Annotated in this window: 19 protein-coding genes; 9 read left to right on the plus strand and 10 right to left on the minus strand. The window is 29.3% G+C overall.

Annotated features, from left to right (window positions below; genetic code table 11):
• The first annotated feature begins 51 nt into the window (after window positions 1-51).
• Window positions 52-2,352: a TonB-dependent receptor gene (locus ACFO3U_RS11550; RefSeq protein WP_379742381.1), complete on the plus strand. Its 2,301-nt coding sequence runs from the start codon at window positions 52-54 to the stop codon at window positions 2,350-2,352.
• 317 nt (window positions 2,353-2,669) lie between these two features.
• Here the strand turns inward: ACFO3U_RS11550 and hisS are convergent, their stop codons facing one another.
• Both hisS and ACFO3U_RS11560 read right to left on the minus strand, forming a co-directional pair.
• Window positions 2,670-4,040, minus strand: a complete 1,371-nt coding sequence (gene hisS / locus ACFO3U_RS11555) for a histidine--tRNA ligase (RefSeq protein ID WP_379742384.1) — start codon at window positions 4,038-4,040, stop codon at window positions 2,670-2,672.
• Between the two features lie 60 nt (window positions 4,041-4,100).
• Window positions 4,101-4,463: a four helix bundle protein gene (locus tag ACFO3U_RS11560; protein WP_379742387.1), complete on the minus strand. Its 363-nt coding sequence runs from the start codon at window positions 4,461-4,463 to the stop codon at window positions 4,101-4,103.
• A 147-nt stretch (window positions 4,464-4,610) separates the two neighbouring features.
• Here ACFO3U_RS11560 and ACFO3U_RS11565 point away from each other — a divergent pair, with 147 nt between their 5' ends.
• Window positions 4,611-5,852 carry an ABC transporter permease gene (locus ACFO3U_RS11565; RefSeq protein ID WP_379742390.1) on the plus strand — a complete coding sequence of 414 codons (1,242 nt, stop codon included), beginning with the start codon at window positions 4,611-4,613 and terminating at the stop codon, window positions 5,850-5,852.
• 99 nt (window positions 5,853-5,951) lie between these two features.
• Here ACFO3U_RS11565 and ACFO3U_RS11570 read toward each other — a convergent pair whose 3' ends face one another.
• The 3 genes from ACFO3U_RS11570 to ACFO3U_RS11580 all read right to left on the minus strand — a co-directional run bounded on the left by ACFO3U_RS11570 (window position 5,952) and on the right by ACFO3U_RS11580 (window position 7,792).
• A complete protein-coding gene (locus ACFO3U_RS11570; protein WP_379742393.1) occupies window positions 5,952-6,308 on the minus strand; it encodes a four helix bundle protein in 357 nt (118 codons plus the stop codon).
• Window positions 6,309-6,398: 90 nt separating this feature from the next.
• Complete coding sequence (prmC, locus tag ACFO3U_RS11575; protein WP_379742396.1) at window positions 6,399-7,280, minus strand: peptide chain release factor N(5)-glutamine methyltransferase; 882 nt, start codon at window positions 7,278-7,280, stop codon at window positions 6,399-6,401.
• 35 nt (window positions 7,281-7,315) lie between these two features.
• Window positions 7,316-7,792 carry a GNAT family N-acetyltransferase gene (locus tag ACFO3U_RS11580; protein ID WP_379742399.1) on the minus strand — a complete coding sequence of 159 codons (477 nt, stop codon included), beginning with the start codon at window positions 7,790-7,792 and terminating at the stop codon, window positions 7,316-7,318.
• Between the two features lie 38 nt (window positions 7,793-7,830).
• Between ACFO3U_RS11580 and ribD the strand changes: the two genes are divergently transcribed.
• The 4 genes from ribD to ACFO3U_RS11600 are packed head-to-tail and all read left to right on the plus strand — an operon-like array spanning window position 7,831 to window position 10,972.
• On the plus strand, window positions 7,831-8,892 hold the full coding sequence (ribD, locus tag ACFO3U_RS11585; protein WP_379742402.1) for a bifunctional diaminohydroxyphosphoribosylaminopyrimidine deaminase/5-amino-6-(5-phosphoribosylamino)uracil reductase RibD: 1,062 nt from the start codon (window positions 7,831-7,833) through the stop codon (window positions 8,890-8,892).
• On the plus strand, window positions 8,882-9,496 hold the full coding sequence (locus ACFO3U_RS11590) for an HAD-IA family hydrolase (RefSeq protein ID WP_379742405.1): 615 nt from the start codon (window positions 8,882-8,884) through the stop codon (window positions 9,494-9,496). The genes ribD and ACFO3U_RS11590 overlap by 11 nt, the downstream gene beginning before the upstream one ends.
• Window positions 9,490-10,347, plus strand: coding sequence for an EamA family transporter (locus tag ACFO3U_RS11595; protein WP_379742408.1), 858 nt, complete (start codon window positions 9,490-9,492; stop codon window positions 10,345-10,347). Before ACFO3U_RS11590 ends, ACFO3U_RS11595 begins: the two co-directional genes overlap by 7 nt.
• 1 nt (window position 10,348) lies before the next feature.
• Window positions 10,349-10,972: an IMPACT family protein gene (locus tag ACFO3U_RS11600; protein ID WP_379742411.1), complete on the plus strand. Its 624-nt coding sequence runs from the start codon at window positions 10,349-10,351 to the stop codon at window positions 10,970-10,972.
• Here ACFO3U_RS11600 and ACFO3U_RS11605 read toward each other — a convergent pair.
• Complete coding sequence (locus tag ACFO3U_RS11605; protein ID WP_379742414.1) at window positions 10,967-11,368, minus strand: acyl-CoA thioesterase; 402 nt, start codon at window positions 11,366-11,368, stop codon at window positions 10,967-10,969. The two genes, ACFO3U_RS11600 and ACFO3U_RS11605, sit on opposite strands and share 6 nt — an antisense overlap.
• Window positions 11,369-11,560: 192 nt before the next feature.
• On the opposite strand from ACFO3U_RS11605, the gene dnaA reads away from it, so the two are divergent.
• The 3 genes from dnaA to ACFO3U_RS11620 are packed head-to-tail and all read left to right on the plus strand — an operon-like array spanning window position 11,561 to window position 14,249.
• Entirely contained in the window at window positions 11,561-12,988 is a 1,428-nt protein-coding gene (gene dnaA / locus ACFO3U_RS11610) for a chromosomal replication initiator protein DnaA (protein WP_379742417.1), read from the plus strand.
• A 4-nt stretch (window positions 12,989-12,992) separates the two neighbouring features.
• Complete coding sequence (locus ACFO3U_RS11615; RefSeq protein ID WP_379742480.1) at window positions 12,993-13,454, plus strand: low molecular weight protein-tyrosine-phosphatase; 462 nt, start codon at window positions 12,993-12,995, stop codon at window positions 13,452-13,454.
• Between the two features lie 54 nt (window positions 13,455-13,508).
• On the plus strand, window positions 13,509-14,249 hold the full coding sequence (locus ACFO3U_RS11620) for an SAM-dependent methyltransferase (RefSeq protein WP_379742420.1): 741 nt from the start codon (window positions 13,509-13,511) through the stop codon (window positions 14,247-14,249).
• Window positions 14,250-14,258: 9 nt separating this feature from the next.
• Here the strand turns inward: ACFO3U_RS11620 and ACFO3U_RS11625 are convergent, their stop codons facing one another.
• The 4 genes from ACFO3U_RS11625 to ACFO3U_RS11640 form a co-directional block, all read right to left on the minus strand.
• Window positions 14,259-14,903: a peptidoglycan-binding protein LysM gene (locus tag ACFO3U_RS11625; protein ID WP_379742423.1), complete on the minus strand. Its 645-nt coding sequence runs from the start codon at window positions 14,901-14,903 to the stop codon at window positions 14,259-14,261.
• A 99-nt stretch (window positions 14,904-15,002) separates the two neighbouring features.
• Entirely contained in the window at window positions 15,003-15,920 is a 918-nt protein-coding gene (locus ACFO3U_RS11630) for a DUF2279 domain-containing protein (protein ID WP_379742426.1), read from the minus strand.
• Between the two features lie 78 nt (window positions 15,921-15,998).
• Entirely contained in the window at window positions 15,999-17,042 is a 1,044-nt protein-coding gene (mltG, locus tag ACFO3U_RS11635; protein ID WP_379742429.1) for an endolytic transglycosylase MltG, read from the minus strand.
• Window positions 17,043-17,049: 7 nt separating this feature from the next.
• Entirely contained in the window at window positions 17,050-17,580 is a 531-nt protein-coding gene (locus ACFO3U_RS11640; RefSeq protein WP_379742432.1) for a GNAT family N-acetyltransferase, read from the minus strand.
• Between the last annotated feature and the right edge of the window lie 58 nt (window positions 17,581-17,638).

The raw sequence follows: 17,638 nt of genomic DNA on the forward strand, positions 1-17,638 counted from the left end.
TAAAAACAATTATTTTTACATTTCAAAACCAACTTAACCTATCTCTTTTCAATGAAATTATTATTTTTCTTTGTAATATTAGTCACTACTTTACAAACTTCTTCAGCTCAAATAATACTTAAAGGGCAAATAAAAGACAAAAACACACAAATAAATCTTCAAGGTGCAACGATTTATGTTGTAGAAGCAAATAAAGGAACCTCTTCTGACGAAAGTGGAAACTACTCTATTTCAGGTTTAGGAAAAGGTTCATATAAAATTCAAGTCTCATATTTAGGTTATGAAACAGTAATAGAGGAAACTCAAATTTCAAATACAAGTGAAACCATACTTAATTTTGAACTTATCAAAAAATCATTTGAAATCAATGAAGTAGTTGTTTCAAGTCCTTATATCTTATCACAAGAAAAAAATACTTTCAAAATTGATTTAATTGACAAAAATGAAATGCAAAAGAAAGGAGCATTTACTGTGATGGACATTATTAACAAAACTCCTGGTGTAGATGCTATCACAACAGGTTCAATAGTAAGTCGTCCTGTTATAAGAGGTTTATCTGGAAATCGAGTTTTAACAGTTGTAGACGGAATTCGATTTGAAACACAACAATGGGATGATGAGCACGGAATTGGTGTAAATGAGTTGGGAATTGACAAAATTGAAATCATAAAAGGACCTGCAAGTTTATTATATGGAGCCGAAGCAATGGGTGGTGTTATCAACTTCATAAAATCAAAACCTGTTGATGTAGGAACAATTAGAGGTAATGCTTTAGCCGCAATTTACACAAACAACTTAGGAGCAAGAGTAAATGCTGATATAAATGGAGCAAATGAAAATTTAAACTGGGGAATAAATATCAGTAGTAAACTTTTATCTGATTATTTCTTCAATGGGTATGATTTCAGAGTTCCTAATACTCGTCTTTTAGAAAATGGATTCAAAACTTATGCTGGAATAAATAAAAAATGGGGTTCATCTACCTTGACTTTTACCAACAATAAAGCTTTTTACGGGATTTTGGATGCAAAAGACATCGTTATTGATGAGCAAGGACAAATTACAAACGTTGATGTTGGTGAAAAAGAAAAATTCCCTTTTGAAGTAGAAGCTCCTTTTCATGAAGTAACAGATTATAGAATAAACTCAAAAACAACAGTATTATTTGGAGATTCTAAATTAGAAACAGTTTTAGAATATCAAAATAATAAAAGAGCTGAAAACGAAGAACAAACTGGTTCAAAAAAAGGATATAGATATTTAGACATGAATCTACAATCCTATAATTATGATGTAAAATGGTATTTACCTACTTGGAAAAAATTTAAAACGATAGTTGGTTCTCAAGGTATGCATCAAACAAATAAAAATACTTCAAAAGCAGCAACTCAAATTATTCCTGATGCAACAATTAACGATTTAGGTTTTTTAGCAGTTACTAAATTAGATTTAGACAAAATTATTTTAAGTTTTGGAACTAGATATGATGTAAGAAACTTAAGCACTCAGTATTATTCTGCAAACAATAGCAATATTGATGCTATAAGTAGAAGTTATAACAATTTGAGCTCTTCAATAGGTTCTTCTTTTTATTTAGCGAAAGATTTACAGCTTAAAGTAAACTATGCTTCTGGATATCGAGCTCCAAACTTAAATGAATTGACTTCAAATGGTGTAAAATTAGAATCACAGCATTATGAAATTGGTAATTCAAATTTCAAAAAAGAGCAAAATCATCAATTTGATTTTAACGTAAATTATAGCAAGAAAAACTTTAGTGTTGATGCTTCTGTTTTTTGGAATACGATCAATAATTTTATTTATATCGCTCCAACAGGAAATCAAGTTGCCAGTAATATAGATCCAACAATAACATTGGAAGCTTATCAATTTTATCAATCTGATGCTACTATTAGAGGTGGAGAATTGAGTTTTAACATTCATCCATCTTCTATTAAATGGGCTCATTTTGAAACCAAGGCTTCTTCTTTAATAGGAAAAAGATCTGATGATGATTCATATTTACCAATGATGCCAACTACTAAATTTACTAACACATTATATTTTAGTTTTGATAAAGTTTTAAATTTAAAAGATGTATTTATTAATCTTGGAACAATGACTGCTCTTAAACAAGATAAAGTTGCCACTAATGAAATGAAAACACCTTCTTACACTTTGGTAAATTTTGCAATAGGAACTAAAATCAAAAAAAGTGAAATAACTTTAACTGCAAATAACTTATTTGACAAAAAGTATTTAAACAATATGTCAAGACTTAGATCATTTGGTATATATGAACCTGGAATGAATATTTCATTAAGCGTAAAAGTTCCAATTGACATTAAATAGTTAAAGTTAAAAAACATTTCAAAACCTGTTAATAACTTTAAAATCAAATTAAATTCCTATAAAAACAATCTTTTAAACGATTATTTAAGGCATTACAACGAATATGTTAAAAAATATTTTTGTTAATAACTACAATAACTTACATTTGAGAAGTAATAAAAATAGAGAGTTAAGGGACTTTATTTGATATTACTTTATAAAAAATTTAAAGTGTAATTTTTAGAATTTTTTATTAAATATTTGATTGTTTGTTTTGATGAAAAAATCCAACTTGCCAGTTGGATTTTTTTGTTTTTTATCGAATTTAAAAGCTTGAATTATTTCAATAATACAACTAATTTATCATAATCAACTTTTTGCTGCTCTCCAGTACCTAAATTTTTAAGCGTAAATTCTTGATTATTTATCTCTTCTTCACCTACTAAAACAGCAAACGGAATTCCTCTTTTATCTGCATGTTGGAATTGTTTTCCAATTTTAGCATTGTCTGGATAAAGCTCTACTTTTATGTTTTCAGCTCTTAATTTTGTAATCGCTTTCATACTATACAAAGCTTCTTTATCTCCAAAATTAATGAACATGGCTTTTGAAGTTGCTAAAACTGTTTCTGGAAATAAATTTAATTCTTCAATTACCAAAGCAATTCGGTCTAGACCAAATGAAATCCCTACACCACTCATGTTTTTTAAACCGAAAATTCCAGTTAAGTCATCATATCTTCCACCACCACCAATAGAACCCATCGCAACTTCTTTTGGTGCAGCGACTTCAAAAATAGCTCCTGTGTAATAATTTAAACCTCTAGCTAAGGTTACATCTAAATCTAAAGAAGCTGTTTGTAAGCCTAATTCTTTGATATTTGAACAAATAAACTGCAACTCCTCTACTCCTTTTTTGCCCTCTACTGAAGTGGAAAGCAAATTAGAAAGTTTATCTATTTTCTCATTTATAGTTCCTGTAAAATTGAATAAAGGTTGAATTTTTCCAATAGCTTCTTCAGTAATTCCTTTTTCAAGCATTTCCTTTTTCACACCATCTTCTCCAATTTTATCTAATTTATCTAAAGCAACAGTAAAATCAATCAATTTATCAGAAGCACCAATTACCTCAGCAATTCCAGATAAAATTTTACGATTGTTGATTTTTATAGTAGTTCCTTTTAAACCTAATTGACTAAAAACAGAATCATATAATTGAACTAACTCTACTTCTTGCCATAATGATGTTGAACCTACTACATCTGCATCACATTGATAAAACTCTCTGAAACGTCCTTTTTGAGGTCGATCAGCTCTCCAAACCGGTTGAATTTGATATCTTTTGAACGGAAATTCAATTTCATTTTGGTGTTGAACAACATATCTTGCAAAAGGAACTGTTAAATCGTAACGAAGGGCTTTTTCTGATATTTTTCCTGTTAGTTGTTTATAGTTTATAGTTTGTAGTTCATCAGCAGCAACTTTATCTAAAAAATCTCCAGAATTCAAAATCTTAAATATCAATCTATCCCCTTCTTCTCCATATTTTCCCATTAAGGTTTCAGAATTTTCAAAAGATGGTGTTTCAATAGGTTGAAATCCAAATTTTTCAAAATTCGATTTAATGATAGAAAATATATAATTTCTCTTGGCTACCTCAGCTGGAGAAAAATCTCTTGTTCCTTTAGGAATACTTGGCTTTTTAGACATTTTTTTAGAATTTAGAATTTAGAATTTAGAATTCAGAAAAACTGAAATCTAAAAATAAATCTATTTTTTATTAATTCGGGTTTTAGTATTTTTTAAAGTTGTTACAAAAATAGCAGTTAATTCATTTGCTTCACTTAAAAGTGGTTTTAATTTATCCTTTTCGATGACATTTAATTCTTCCAAAACTTCTAACCAAAACAAAGACTCATCTGTTTCCTCTAAAACTATATTCAATTTAGATACATATTCATTATCACTTCTAGCTCTTAATGATGCTCTATAATTGGCTCCAACAGAACTTCCAGATCTGCCTAATTGATTTGCAACAATTTTTGTAGAATATTTTAATGGTAAGTTATCTACTAAGTTTAAAATCGAAATAGTAAATGATTTAGTTCGCTTTTTTAAGTCAAATTCTTTCATATTAACTTTTTGCAAATATCGAATATATTGTTCGTTTTAAAAAACAATTCTAAATTCAAATTTCTCAATTCCAATTTTCTGAATTCTAAATTCTAAATTCTTACTTCACAAGTGTAACAATTTTGAAACTCGATAGTCTAATACAACATGGTAGGATTATTTAAAGAAAATACGAAAATTGCATTAGACTCCATCAGAAGTCAAGTTTTGCGAACCTCTTTAACGGTTTTTATTATTGCCCTTGGAATTATGGCTTTGGTTGGAATTCTGACAGTTGTTTCTGCATTAAAGAATACAATTTTAAAGGATTTTGCTTCCATGGGAGCCAATACATTTTCTATAAGTCAATATGATTTTTCTTCAGAAATCAATCAAAATGATGTTGATGTTCGTGTAAATCCAATCATAAGCTACCCACAAGCTAAAGAATTTCAAGAAAAATACGATTTTCCATTTACAACTACTTCCCTATCATTCACAGCTGCTACTGGCATTGAAGTTAAATTTAGAGATAAAAAAACCGATCCGGAAATCAATATTGTAGGTGTAGATGAAAATTTTTGTCCAAATAAAGGTTTAGAAGTAACAAAAGGACGAAATTTTAATATGTTTGATATTTCTAACAATAATTATGTATGCGTTTTAGGTTCAGATTTTGAAAAAGGTTTGTTTGAAGGAATTAATCCTATTGATAAAATCATTTCTATACGTGGAGCTAAATTTAAAGTCATAGGTGTTTTAAAAGAGAAAGGTTCAACTTTTGGAAACAGCCAAGATTTACGTGTTTTGATTCCCAATCAAGTAGCTCGATCTTTATTTTCTGCTCCTAATATTAATTATGATTTAGATGTAAAAGTCAACAACGAAGCATTATTAGACGAAGCTGTTGACAATGCCATTATTACAATGCGACAGGTTCGAAAATTAAGTCCCGTTGAGAAAGAAAATTTTGGTATTGAACGAAGTGATGATTTAATTCAGACTTTATTATCAAATACAGAAGTGTTGAGTTGGACTGCATGGATAATTGGAATAATTACTGTCTTTGGTTCTTCGATTGCTCTGATGAACATCATGTTAGTTTCCGTTAGTGAACGAACACGAGAAATTGGAATTCGAAAATCATTAGGAGCCAAAAGTTCAACTATAGCATGGCAATTTTTTACTGAAACTGTAGTAATTGGTCAACTAGGTGGAATTGTTGGAATCATTCTTGGAATTTCTGCTGGTTTAGGAATAGCTACAGCCATTGGATTTGCCTTTGTAATTCCGTGGATGGCAATGATTGCAGCTTTTATTACAACTTTTGTAGTTACAGTAGTTTCTGGAGTTTATCCTGCTATTAAAGCTTCTAAATTAGATCCTGTGGAAGCTCTTCGTTATGAGTGATGGGATTAAAGTACAAGGTACGATGTACGTTGTACGAAATACTAAACATTAAATATAAAGTACTAAGTTTCTAGTAAAAATTAAGTCTCATTTTTTTGCTTACTTTTTTGTATTTTGATTATTTCTTGAGGTTTTTATTGAAGCTACTATAATGGCTAAAATTTCATTTCCTTCTTTCAGTAGTGATTCTATTTCTGTTTTTAATTCTTGATTTTTATTTATCTCTAAAATTATTTCAAGAAAAAAATTACTTTCATCAGCTTCTTCCTCTACAATTTTTAATTTATTGATGAAATCAGCTGTTGATTTAGCTCGTTGAGATGCTCTGTAATTTGCTCCTACTGAACTGGAACTTCTAATAAGCTGATTAACACAAGCGTTAAATTCTCTTGAATGAGGTAACTTAGAACATAAAATAGCACAATCAATTGTAAACTTTTTTGTTCTTGATTTCATATCAATTCTCATATTTTTTTCTTTAAATAAATAATTCTTGAATATAAATTCCTTACTTCATAACTTAAAATATCTCGTACTTTGTAGTTCTCACCTCGTACATTGAATTATTCTATCATTTCCATAAACATCTTTGATTAATTCAATCTTTTTGAAATTCAAATTTTGAAGTAATTCAACAGTTTCTTTTCCTAAATATTGATTGATTTCGAAATATAACTTTCCATTTTCTGAAAGGTTTTTTTGAGCCAATTGTGCAATTTTTCTATAGAATAAAAGCGCATCATTATCTTCCACGAATAAAGCTAAATGAGGTTCATATTCAAGCACATTTTTCTTGATTTCCTCTTTTTCTAAATTTCTTACATAAGGAGGATTAGAAACTATTATGTCGAAAAGAGTTGTTGAATGTTGGTTGTTGGTTGTTGGTATTATTGAATTTTCAACTTCTAGGATGCTTTTGTTTATGAAGTTTAGTCCAACTTTATTTAATTCTGCATTCTTTTTCGCTATTTCTAGAGCCTTTTCAGAGACATCTAGAGCAAATACTTCTGCATCTGGTAAATTCTTAGCCAAACTTATTGCGATGCAACCTGAACCAGTTCCAATGTCTAGAATTTTGGGATTTGGAATTTTCTTTTTGGAATTTTCGTTAAGAATAAGCTCAACTAACTCTTCAGTTTCTGGTCTTGGAATTAATGTGTTTTCATTGACTAAAAATCGCAATCCATAAAATTCGGTTTCACCTAAAATATATTGAATTGGTCTTTCTTGTTTTAACTCAGCTAGAATTGAACTCCATTTTTCAAGTTCTTTTTCAGTTATTAAAAAATTAGTTTCCAAAGCTAAATCAATTCGTTTTTTTTGATGTAAAAATTCGGTTATGATATAAAAGAAACTTTCGATTTCTTCTTGATCATAAATAGGAATCAAAGCTTCAATAAAATCTATTTTATATTCTTTTAAAATCATTTTTCTGTCTTGAATCTTAACACTTGAACTTAATACTACAATTCTTTCATCATCCAAACCGGACAACTAGTATGACCTGTGCAACCTAATGGTTTTTCTAAATAGGTAAAACCAACTTTTTGATATAATTTTTGGGCATTTTTCATCATTTCTAAAGTCTCTAAATAGCAACTTTTAAAACCTACTTCTTTAGCAAAATCTAAACATTTTTGAATCATTTCTAATCCAAGTCCTTTTCCTCTTGCTTCTGGAGCAAAATACATTTTTTGCAATTCGCATATTTCTTTTGGACCATTTTCTAACGGTGCAATGCCACTTCCACCAATAATTCTTCCTTCATGTTCAATTACGAAATAAACGGATTTATCTTTGTCATAGACTTCAAACAAAGTATCCAAAATTGGATCTTCATAAGCAGTTCCGGTTTTTGGTGCATCTAATTCTATAAAAACAGCTCGAATCACTTTTGCAATTGAAGCATTATCCTCCTTTTTTATTTTTCTAATCTGCATAAAAATATATTCTAAAACAAAAGTACTATTTTTGTCTTGTGAAAACGCATGAAAAATATATAAATCGCTGTATAGAATTAGCCAAAAATGGTTTAGGCACAACTTATCCAAATCCGTTGGTAGGAAGTGTAATTGTTTTTGAAGATAAAATTATTGGTGAAGGTTGGCACAAAAAAGCAGGTGAACCACATGCTGAAGTTAATGCTATCAATTCAGTTAAAGACAAATCGCTACTTTCAAAAGCTACTATTTATGTGAGTTTAGAACCATGCAGTCATTTTGGAAAAACTCCACCTTGTGCTGATTTGATTGTAGGTCACAAAATTCCAAATGTAGTAATTGGAACAGTTGATCCAAATGAAAAAGTTGCTGGTAATGGTATCAAAAAACTTCTGGAAGCTGGTGCAAATGTGACTGTTGGTGTTTTAGAAGAAGAATGTTATGCCTTAAACAAACGTTTTTTTACATTTCACAATAAAAAAAGACCTTATATTATTCTAAAATGGGCAGAAACTGCTGATGGATTTATTGCTCCTTTTAAGATACTGAAACAAGTTCAGCATGACAAATTGAAACCTGTTTGGATTACCAATACATATTCTAGACAATTGGTTCACAAATGGAGAACTGAAGAACAAGCCATTTTAGTGGGAACGCAAACTGTTTTAGATGATAATCCAAGTTTAAATGCACGTGATTTTTATGGCAACAATCCCGTTCGAATTGTTTGGGATAAATCTGGTAAAATTGATGCTAAATTTCATGTAAAAGACAATTCTATTAAAACACTTTTTATAACAGAAAGTAAAGAATTTAAATCTACTGAAAATTGTATTTATGAAATTTGTCAATTCGATGAAAATTTGGTTAAAAACACTTTAGCAATTTTAGTAAAACATCAAATTCAATCGGTTATTATTGAAGGTGGAAGTCAAACTATTCAATCTTTTATTGATAAAAATTTATGGGATGAAGCTCGAATTTTTAAAGGCAAAAGCACTTTTAAAAATGGTATAAAAGCTCCAAAAATTAAGGGTAGAACAATTGAAACTAAAAACATTCTAGAAGACCAACTTATAATTGTAAAGAATGATAATTGATACTATTATATTTGATTTTGGTGATATTTTTATCAATTTAGACAAGCCTAAAGTGGAAGAAGAATTGCGTAAAATTGGTTTAACAGAATGGACTAATACTTTAAACGAACTAAATCATCAATATGAAATTGGAAAAATTTCAGAAAATAAATTTTTAAAAGGATTTCAAAAACAAATTCCAGCAGTTGAAATTGATGTCATTAAAAAAGCCTGGAATAGTGTTTTAGCAGATTTTCCTATATATAGATTAGAATTTTTGGAAGAATTAACTTCAAAATATCGATTATTTTTACTGAGTAATACTGATTTCACTCATATAGAAGAAGTGAAACGTAAAGTTGGTTCAGAATTTCACAATCGTTTTCTCAATTGTTTTGAAAAAGTATATTATTCTTTTGAAATGGGAATGCGAAAACCCGATGAATCAATTTATCAATTTGTTATTGAAAATCATCAATTAAATCCTAAAAAGACATTGTTTGTGGATGACAAAAAAGAAAACACAGATGCAGCAAAAAAAACTGGTCTTTTGGTTTGGAATTTACAAGTCGGAAAAGAAGATGTAATTGAATTGCAATCATTCTTAAATAACAATTTATGGTAAATTTATTATTAGCCATTTTATTTTCAAGTTTACTTTATATTGTTTTTAAGTTTTATACAAAATTTAAAATCAATACCTTCCAAGCCATTGTTTTTAACTATTGTACCGCTTTTTTAGTTGGCTTTTTTTTATCTAGTGAAAGAATAAATTTTAATATTTTATGGAATAAACAGTGGATAATTAGTAGTATTATTTTAGGTGGTTTATTTATTTTGGTATTTAATTTTATGGGTAAAACATCACAAGAAAACGGTGTTTCTGTGGCTTCTGTTTCTAGTAAAATGTCGATGATTATTCCCATTTTATTTGGAATTTTCTTTTTCAAAGAAATTATAACTTTTGAAAAAACAATTGGAATTATAATAGCTATAGTTGCCGTTTATTTCACTTCAAAAAAAGAAACTGGAAAAATTGAAATCAAAAATTTTATATTTCCAATACTTCTATTTTTTGGAGCTGGAATTATTGACACAACTATAAATTATCTTCAACATACTTATTTAAATGATAATGAAGTTGCTTTGTTTTCAGCAACCACTTTTTTATCTGCTTTCTTTTTTGGTATTATAATTTCAATTATAAAAGTTTTTAGAGGAAATTTCAAACTTCAAGGAAAAAATATTATTGGAGGTTTATGTCTAGGTATTCCTAATTATTTCTCCATGTTTTTTATTATCAAAGCATTACAAAATAAAAATCTAGAAAGTGCTACTATTTTTACTTTAATGAATATTGGTGTAATTTTGCTATCAACTCTTTTTGGAATTCTTTTATTTAAAGAAAAACTCCTTAAACAAAATTATTTTGGAATTGCACTAGCTATTCTTGCAGTAATTTTAGTCACAAAATAAAATGAGCGAAGAAATAAAAGATACATATAAAACCATTTCACAACCTTCAGAAGAAATATTGTTCAAAGAAAAAAACAGTAAATTTTTTGGATATGCATTTCCTGTGAACAGCGAAGAAGAAGTGAAAGAATGTTTAGAAATCTTAAAACTCAAACACTCACAAGCCAGACATTTTTGTTATGCTTATCAAATAGGTACAGAAAACATGGTTTACAGAGTTAATGATGACGGAGAACCAAACAACAGTGCTGGAATGCCAATTTATGGCCAAATTCAATCTTTTGATGTTACAAATATTTTAGTTGTTGTAGTTCGTTTTTTTGGAGGAGTAAAACTTGGTGTTGGAGGTTTAATTAGTGCGTACAAAACAGCTGCACAAATGGCATTTGAAGTTTCGGATATTATTGAAAAAACCATTGATGTTCATTTTGTTATTTCTTTTGATTATAAAAACATGAATAAAGTTATGCGAATAATCAAAGAAAAAAACCTCGAAATTGTAAGTCAAAAAATGGAATTAAGTTGTGAAATTGAAATCGCAACTCGAAAAAAAAATGCCGATCAAATATTCGACATTTTTAATTCAGTTTATGAAATTATCATTAAAAAAAAGGATTCATTATAAATCTGCTAATTTATCCATAATATAGCTTGGTGGAATTGTTGGTTTGCTAGTTTTCATGTCCACAAAAACTAACATTGAGTAGCCAGTTGTTAATAACTCTTGTTTCTCGTTGTAAATTTCATAGTCAAATTCTATCTTAACAGACGTTTGTCTTTTAAAGACAGTTTTTACCGTTAAAAGGTCATCATAACGTGCTGGTTTTTTATAGTTTATAGTCAAGGAAACAACTGGAAGCATTATTCCATTTTCTTCCATCCATTTATACGAAACACCCATATTTCTCAGCCATTCCACGCGTCCCATCTCAAAATATTGAGCATAATTGCCGTGATAAACTACTCCCATTTGATCTGTTTCTGCATACCTAACACGTACCGAAAATTGATATTCTTTCATATATAAAATTATGTTAATTATTTTTATTACATTTGTTAATGAGCTTACAACTTTTTTTTTTATAAATCAACCCCTATTTAATTTTTTTTATAAAAAAAATGTTCACATATTTGTTCTCCCAAATGTTAAGACATCTTTTTGTTGAAACAACGATTAAAAATTAATAAAAAACAAACTAATAGAATTGAATTTATGACTAGAACTGCGCAATCAGTATGGGAAAACTGTTTAGATTTTATCAAAGATAATATTCAAGATCAAGCATTTAAAACTTGGTTTGAACCAATAAAATCAGTTGAACTAACCGACAACGCATTATACATTCAAGTTCCTAGTAAGTTTTTCTACGAATGGTTAGAAGAACATTATGTTAAATTATTAAAAGTTGCTCTTACAAAAGAACTTGGTCCTTCGGCAAAGTTACTATATAAAATTAAAATGGAAAATACTTATGGTAATAATGTTCCTTACACAGAACAATTACCAAGTTCACAACGCTCAAGCGTAAAACCGCAAGAAGTTGATTTTCCTGTTACTAACAAAAGCGCTGAACTAAGAAATCCATTTGTGATTCCTGGTATCAGAAACTTAAAAATTGAATCTCAATTAAATCCAAACTATAATTTTGACAACTTCCTTGAAGGTGACTCAAATAGATTAGCTCGTAGTGCTGGTATGGCTGTTGCCAATAAGCCTGGAGGAACATCATTTAATCCATTATTAATTTTTGGTGGAGTTGGTCTAGGTAAAACACATTTAGCTCACGCTATTGGGGTTGAGATTAAAGATAAATATCCTGAAAAAACAGTTTTATATATTTCAGCTGAAATTTTCACGCAACAATATATTGATTCGGTTAAGAAAAATACTAGAAATGATTTTATTCACTTCTATCAACTAATTGATGTTTTAATCATTGATGATGTTCAATTCTTATCTGGAAAATCAGGAACACAAGATGTATTTTTCCATATATTCAACCATTTACATCAAAATGGAAAACAGGTAATCCTTACTTCTGACAAGGCACCAATTGACATGCAAGACATTGAACAACGTTTATTGTCTCGTTTCAAATGGGGACTTTCTGCAGAATTACACCAACCAGATTATGAAACAAGAGTTTCAATTTTGAAAAACATCTTATATAGAGATGGTGTAGACATGCCTGATGAAATTATTGAATATGTTGCTAAAAATATAAAATCAAATGTTAGAGAGTTAGAAGGAGCCATTATTTCTTTAATTGCTCAATCTTCATTTAACAAAAGAGAAATCACTGTTGAACTAGCTAAACAAATCGTTGAAAAATTTGTTAAGAACGTAAAACGTGAAATTTCTATTGATTATATCCAAAAAGTAGTTTCAGATTATTTCCAATTGGATTTAGATATTTTACAGTCTAAAACTAGAAAAAGACATGTGGTTCAAGCACGTCAATTAGCTATGTTTTTTGCGAAAAAATACACTAAAAATTCATTAGCCAATATTGGTTCACAAATTGGAGATAGAGATCATGCTACTGTTCTTCATGCTTGTAAAACAGTTGATAACTTAGTTTCTACTGACAAGCAATTCAAAAAATTCGTAGAAGACATCAACAAAAAATTATCATTATAAAATGATGGTTAAAGTTGTGATGGTTTGCCTTGGAAACATTTGTCGTTCTCCATTGGCTGAAGGTATTTTACAATCCAAAGTTTCTGAAAACATATTTGTAGATAGCGCTGGAACAGCTGATTATCATGTTGGTGAATTACCCGACAAGAGATCAATTGCTGTTGCCCAAAAACATGGAATAGATATTTCTAAACAACGATGCAATCATTTTACTAGTAAACATTTTGAAGAATTTGATTATATCTATGTTATGGATAAATCCAATTATGAAAATGTAATTCAACTTGCTCCGTCAGAAGAAACAAAACAAAAAGTTAAGTTGATTTTAAACGAATCACATCCTAATCAAAATCTAGAAGTTCCAGATCCTTATTATGGAGGTGATGATGGTTTTGAAAATGTTTTTCAAATGTTAGATGAAGCATGTGAAGTGATTGCAAACAAACTTAAAACTGATTTGAAATAGATTTCTATTTAGATTACAAATTACTTACTTTTGTAAGAAATCAACTTTTTTAATATGAAGCCTGTTCAATATTTAGGAAAACTCTATTTAATTCCGTGTACTTTATCAAATCCAGGAGAAACAACTGTTGTTCCAGAAGATGTTTTGCCTCAAAGTATAAAAAGAACTATAGATTTCATAGATTACTATATTGTTGAAAATGAAAAAACAGCAAGACGTTTTATCAAAAGCATTCATCCTGAAAAGAAACAACCCTCTTTACATATTTCTTTATTAAATAAACATACAGAAGTTTCCGATTATTACGAAATGATCAAACCTTTGTTAGATGGAAATAATATTGGTTTATTAAGTGAATCAGGTTGTCCTGGTGTGGCAGATCCTGGAGCAGTAATTGTAAAATTGGCTCATGAAAAAGGAATTCAAGTTGTTCCTTTAGTTGGACCAAGTTCGATTTTATTAGCCGTAATGGCAAGTGGAATGAATGGACAAAGTTTTGCATTCAACGGTTACTTACCTATTGATAAAAGCGAAAAAAAATCAGCTATAAAAAATTTGGAACGCTTATCTTTTGAAAAAAATCAATCGCAATTATTTATAGAAACTCCGTACAGAAATAATAAAATTTTTGATGATATTTTACAAGCTTTACAACCAAACACTCATCTGTGTATAGCTTGTGATATTACTTTGCCTACAGAATTTATTAAAACGAAAACTGTTAAAGAATGGCAAAAAAATAAGGTCGATTTACATAACCGACCTTGTATTTTTATTATTCATAAAATGATTTAAACACTAATACTAATAATTAGAAGCTTTAGCATTTGCATCAGCTTTAATGTTTGAAATATCGTAAGAACCAAACTTTTTAATGTAGCTTCTCAACGAAGTACCAAAACCATCTTTAAATCCATTACGACCATTACTTTTAAGGTATTTTCTAACAGAACCTGCTCCACTTAAATGAGCAGCAGCAATAATTCCTGATTCAGTGATTTCTACACCATTGATAACTCTTCCACAGTATTTTTCAATTTCATTTCTTAATTCCCATTTGTTTTTGGCAACTAATGCTTTGAATGCTTTGTCTTGAAGTGCAACATTGTTTAAAAATTCTTGAGAATCATAAACTCCAACAGCTCTTAAAGTACTCTTACCAAATTGGTATTTTCCCATATAACCATAAGGATTTACTAATTTTGTTTTTCCTCTTGATTCTTTGTAAGCAACAGCTTGTCTGAAACCTATAAAATTTCTTCCAACATATGGAATTTTCATTGAAACTACATTACTTTCTGCTTCATCTTCAGTTGGAACGTGGTAATTAATTACCTCATCTTCTTCCAAATGAAATCCTTGAACTTTATCAATTTTAAAACTACTAAAACCAACAACTGCCAAAGTAAGCGAACTTAATAAACTTATAAAAAATATAAATTTTTTCATTGTTTTTTCTTTTAACGAATGTGATATACACTTTCGTAAATTGAGCGTGCAAATATACGAAAAAAATTATATAATTGATTTACAGCATGTTAAATTTTTCTAAAAGAAGAATCCATAAGCTCTAACTTCCTTATTTGAATTAAGTTGCAGTGTTGGAGTAGGTATTTTTATAGTGTTAAAAACAGAGAAAATTGTCTTTAAAAAGTGTGAATTTGTTTTGATTTTTGTCAAATCTACATCAAGACTAAGGTAAAATTGACGATATTCGTTTTGAATATAACCGTTTTCTAAAGCATCAGATTTTGTTCCAAACAACATTCCAGAACCACCATGACCAATGGCAAGATTTAACCATTTTGGCACAAAATCTAATTTAGTAAACGAATAAATATTGAAAGACAACCAATAATTTTGACCGTTATAATCTTTTAAAACTTGTTCCAAACTATTTTCTCCTAATGTATTTGGACGCAATGAAGGAAAATCTGTTTTATGATAGGAGAATTTTGGGGTGATTCGTTGTTCATTCCATAATAATTCTTGTGAAACATACAAAGCTGTCCCAGAAACATTTGCAATAATATCTCCAGAGGAAGCTCCCCATTCTGAAGAATAGCCATCAAAAACCTCAACAACTGTTAGAAAACCTAACCCAATTGTTGAACCGTAAATCAACTGTTCTTTTTTAGAAGCTCCAGACCATTGCAAAGCTTCTGCTCCTATTCTACCTAAATGATAAGACGAATACATATGACCCAGTTTATCCATTTGAAGCCATTGGTCATTGTCATTGATGAAATGGAATTTTGATTTTTCGTAATCTTTATACCAAATTTGGTTTAAACCTATTAATGTTGTTCCTAGTAAAGCTCCTTCTACAATAAAGACTGAAGTTCTCCTTGAAGAATTTAATGAATCTGATGGTGTTAAAAATTGATTTATTTTGGATTGGGAAAAACTACTAAAACTTACAAATACAAAAAAAAGTAGCTTACCTAGCCCCGATGGAAATGGCATCCTTTTTTGTTTTTTCAACAAAAAAGATAGAATGGACAGCGGGAAAATGGTTAATAAGTAAGCTCTAGCCATTTGCTTCTAACGGTTAATCCCTAATTTATTAACCCAATCTGCATATTTTCTAGCGTTAACTTGATGAGCAGCGTAATTAGAGGCAAATTCGTGATAACCCATTCTTTCTACACTAGCACAAAAATAAATATAATCGTGTTTTTCAGCATTTAAAACAGCGTCTATTGCAGAAATATCTGGCATAGTGATTGGCCCTGGAGGCAACCCTTGATTGATATAAGTGTTGTAAGGAGAAATTGTACCTTGTGTATCTTTACTGTAAACTCTTTTAATAATTTGGTCAAAATCACCAGAGTTTTTCTTCATAGCATAAATTACGGTTGGATCTGCTTGTAATGGCATATTTAAGGCTAAACGATTTAAATAAACTCCAGCAACTCTTGGTCTTTCATCAACTTTAGCAGTTTCTTTATGCACAATAGAAGCTAAAACTGCAACTTGAATTGGAGTAAGATTTTTATCCAAAGCTTTTGCTGTTCTTTCTTCATTCCAAAACCTTTTATATTCTGAAGCCATTTTTTCTGCTATTTTTTCTCCTGAAGTATTCCAGTAAAACTCATAGGTATTTGGAATAAACATAGCCAAAACAGTTTCTTCAGTAAATCCATTTGACGCTAAAAAATCTGGATTTAAGAAAGCGGCTAATAATTCTTCTTTTTTTGGCTCAACTTGTGTTGTGATTCTTTCGGCTAATTTTTCTAATGTTTCTTGGTTATTGAAAGCTAATTTAACCGGAACATTACTTTTCATGGCTCTAACAATATCAAAAGTGGTCATGTCTTTTTTTAGTAAAAACTTCCCAGCTTTTACATTAGAATTGTAATTTCTTTTTTGAGCTACAAAATCAAATTTTTCTATGTCTTTTACGAAAGGAGAAATGATTTCTTTGGCTTGTTCATACGTTGAATTGGTTGGAACATATACAAAAACTTCTTTTTGGTTAAAAGTAGTGTTTGCTGTAAATGCTTGATTGTACACATAAAAAGTAATGATACCAGCAATAATAATTCCGACAACTGCAATTATTGCAACTAATTTTTTTAGATTCAAAGTGTAATTATTTGATGTTAATTAATTGGTACAAAGCTTCATCTTTAAATTCATTGTCAACTTTATTCCATTGTTTTTTTATTCCTATTAATTGGAAATCAAATTTAGTAAAAAGAGCTATACTGATTTCGTTTTCTGTGCCAATATTTGCATAAAGTTGGTGCAATTGCAAATGTGTAAAACAATATCTGATTAAAAGTTCAAGTGCTTCAGAACCAATTCCGTTTTCTCTCTTATTATCTTGATGAATGATTATGCCAATTCCTGCACGATTATTTGTTGGATCAAAATCAAATAAATCAATCAAGCCAATTGCTTCATCAGAATTATTCAAACATATTGCCAATCGTAATTGCTTCGCTTCATAAATATCTTGATGTGCATTTTCTAAATATTGCTTAATTAAAAACTTACTGTAAGGAGTTTGAGTGTTACTTACATTCCAGATAGATTCGTCATTTTCTATAGTATAGATAAATGCTAAATCTTCAGGCTCAAGAGCTCGTAAATAAATGTTATTTCCTTTTAGAGTAATCAAAATATTATTCGTCTTTTTTCTTCATTAATATAGCTACAGCAACACCAACTACAATCAT

The sequence above is a fragment of the Flavobacterium ponti genome, from assembly GCF_042652765.1.
GTDB classification, from domain to species: Bacteria; Bacteroidota; Bacteroidia; order Flavobacteriales; family Flavobacteriaceae; genus Flavobacterium; species Flavobacterium ponti.

Bases quoted from the DNA above. Each gene is read 5' to 3' on its own strand.
- ACFO3U_RS11600 (WP_379742411.1), top strand. From the start codon at position 10,349: ATGAGCGAAGAAATAAAAGATACATATAAAACCATTTCACAACCTTCA.
- hisS (WP_379742384.1), bottom strand. From the start codon at position 4,040: ATGTCTAAAAAGCCAAGTATTCCTAAAGGAACAAGAGATTTTTCTCCA.
- dnaA (WP_379742417.1), top strand. From the start codon at position 11,561: ATGACTAGAACTGCGCAATCAGTATGGGAAAACTGTTTAGATTTTATC.
- ACFO3U_RS11605 (WP_379742414.1), bottom strand. From the start codon at position 11,368: ATGAAAGAATATCAATTTTCGGTACGTGTTAGGTATGCAGAAACAGAT.
- ACFO3U_RS11550 (WP_379742381.1), top strand. From the start codon at position 52: ATGAAATTATTATTTTTCTTTGTAATATTAGTCACTACTTTACAAACT.
- ACFO3U_RS11570 (WP_379742393.1), bottom strand. From the start codon at position 6,308: ATGAAATCAAGAACAAAAAAGTTTACAATTGATTGTGCTATTTTATGT.
- ACFO3U_RS11580 (WP_379742399.1), bottom strand. From the start codon at position 7,792: ATGCAGATTAGAAAAATAAAAAAGGAGGATAATGCTTCAATTGCAAAA.
- ACFO3U_RS11560 (WP_379742387.1), bottom strand. From the start codon at position 4,463: ATGAAAGAATTTGACTTAAAAAAGCGAACTAAATCATTTACTATTTCG.
- ACFO3U_RS11615 (WP_379742480.1), top strand. From the start codon at position 12,993: ATGGTTAAAGTTGTGATGGTTTGCCTTGGAAACATTTGTCGTTCTCCA.
- ACFO3U_RS11595 (WP_379742408.1), top strand. From the start codon at position 9,490: ATGGTAAATTTATTATTAGCCATTTTATTTTCAAGTTTACTTTATATT.
- ACFO3U_RS11565 (WP_379742390.1), top strand. From the start codon at position 4,611: ATGGTAGGATTATTTAAAGAAAATACGAAAATTGCATTAGACTCCATC.
- ACFO3U_RS11630 (WP_379742426.1), bottom strand. From the start codon at position 15,920: ATGCCATTTCCATCGGGGCTAGGTAAGCTACTTTTTTTTGTATTTGTA.
- ACFO3U_RS11620 (WP_379742420.1), top strand. From the start codon at position 13,509: ATGAAGCCTGTTCAATATTTAGGAAAACTCTATTTAATTCCGTGTACT.
- ACFO3U_RS11625 (WP_379742423.1), bottom strand. From the start codon at position 14,903: ATGAAAAAATTTATATTTTTTATAAGTTTATTAAGTTCGCTTACTTTG.
- ACFO3U_RS11590 (WP_379742405.1), top strand. From the start codon at position 8,882: ATGATAATTGATACTATTATATTTGATTTTGGTGATATTTTTATCAAT.
- prmC (WP_379742396.1), bottom strand. From the start codon at position 7,280: ATGATTTTAAAAGAATATAAAATAGATTTTATTGAAGCTTTGATTCCT.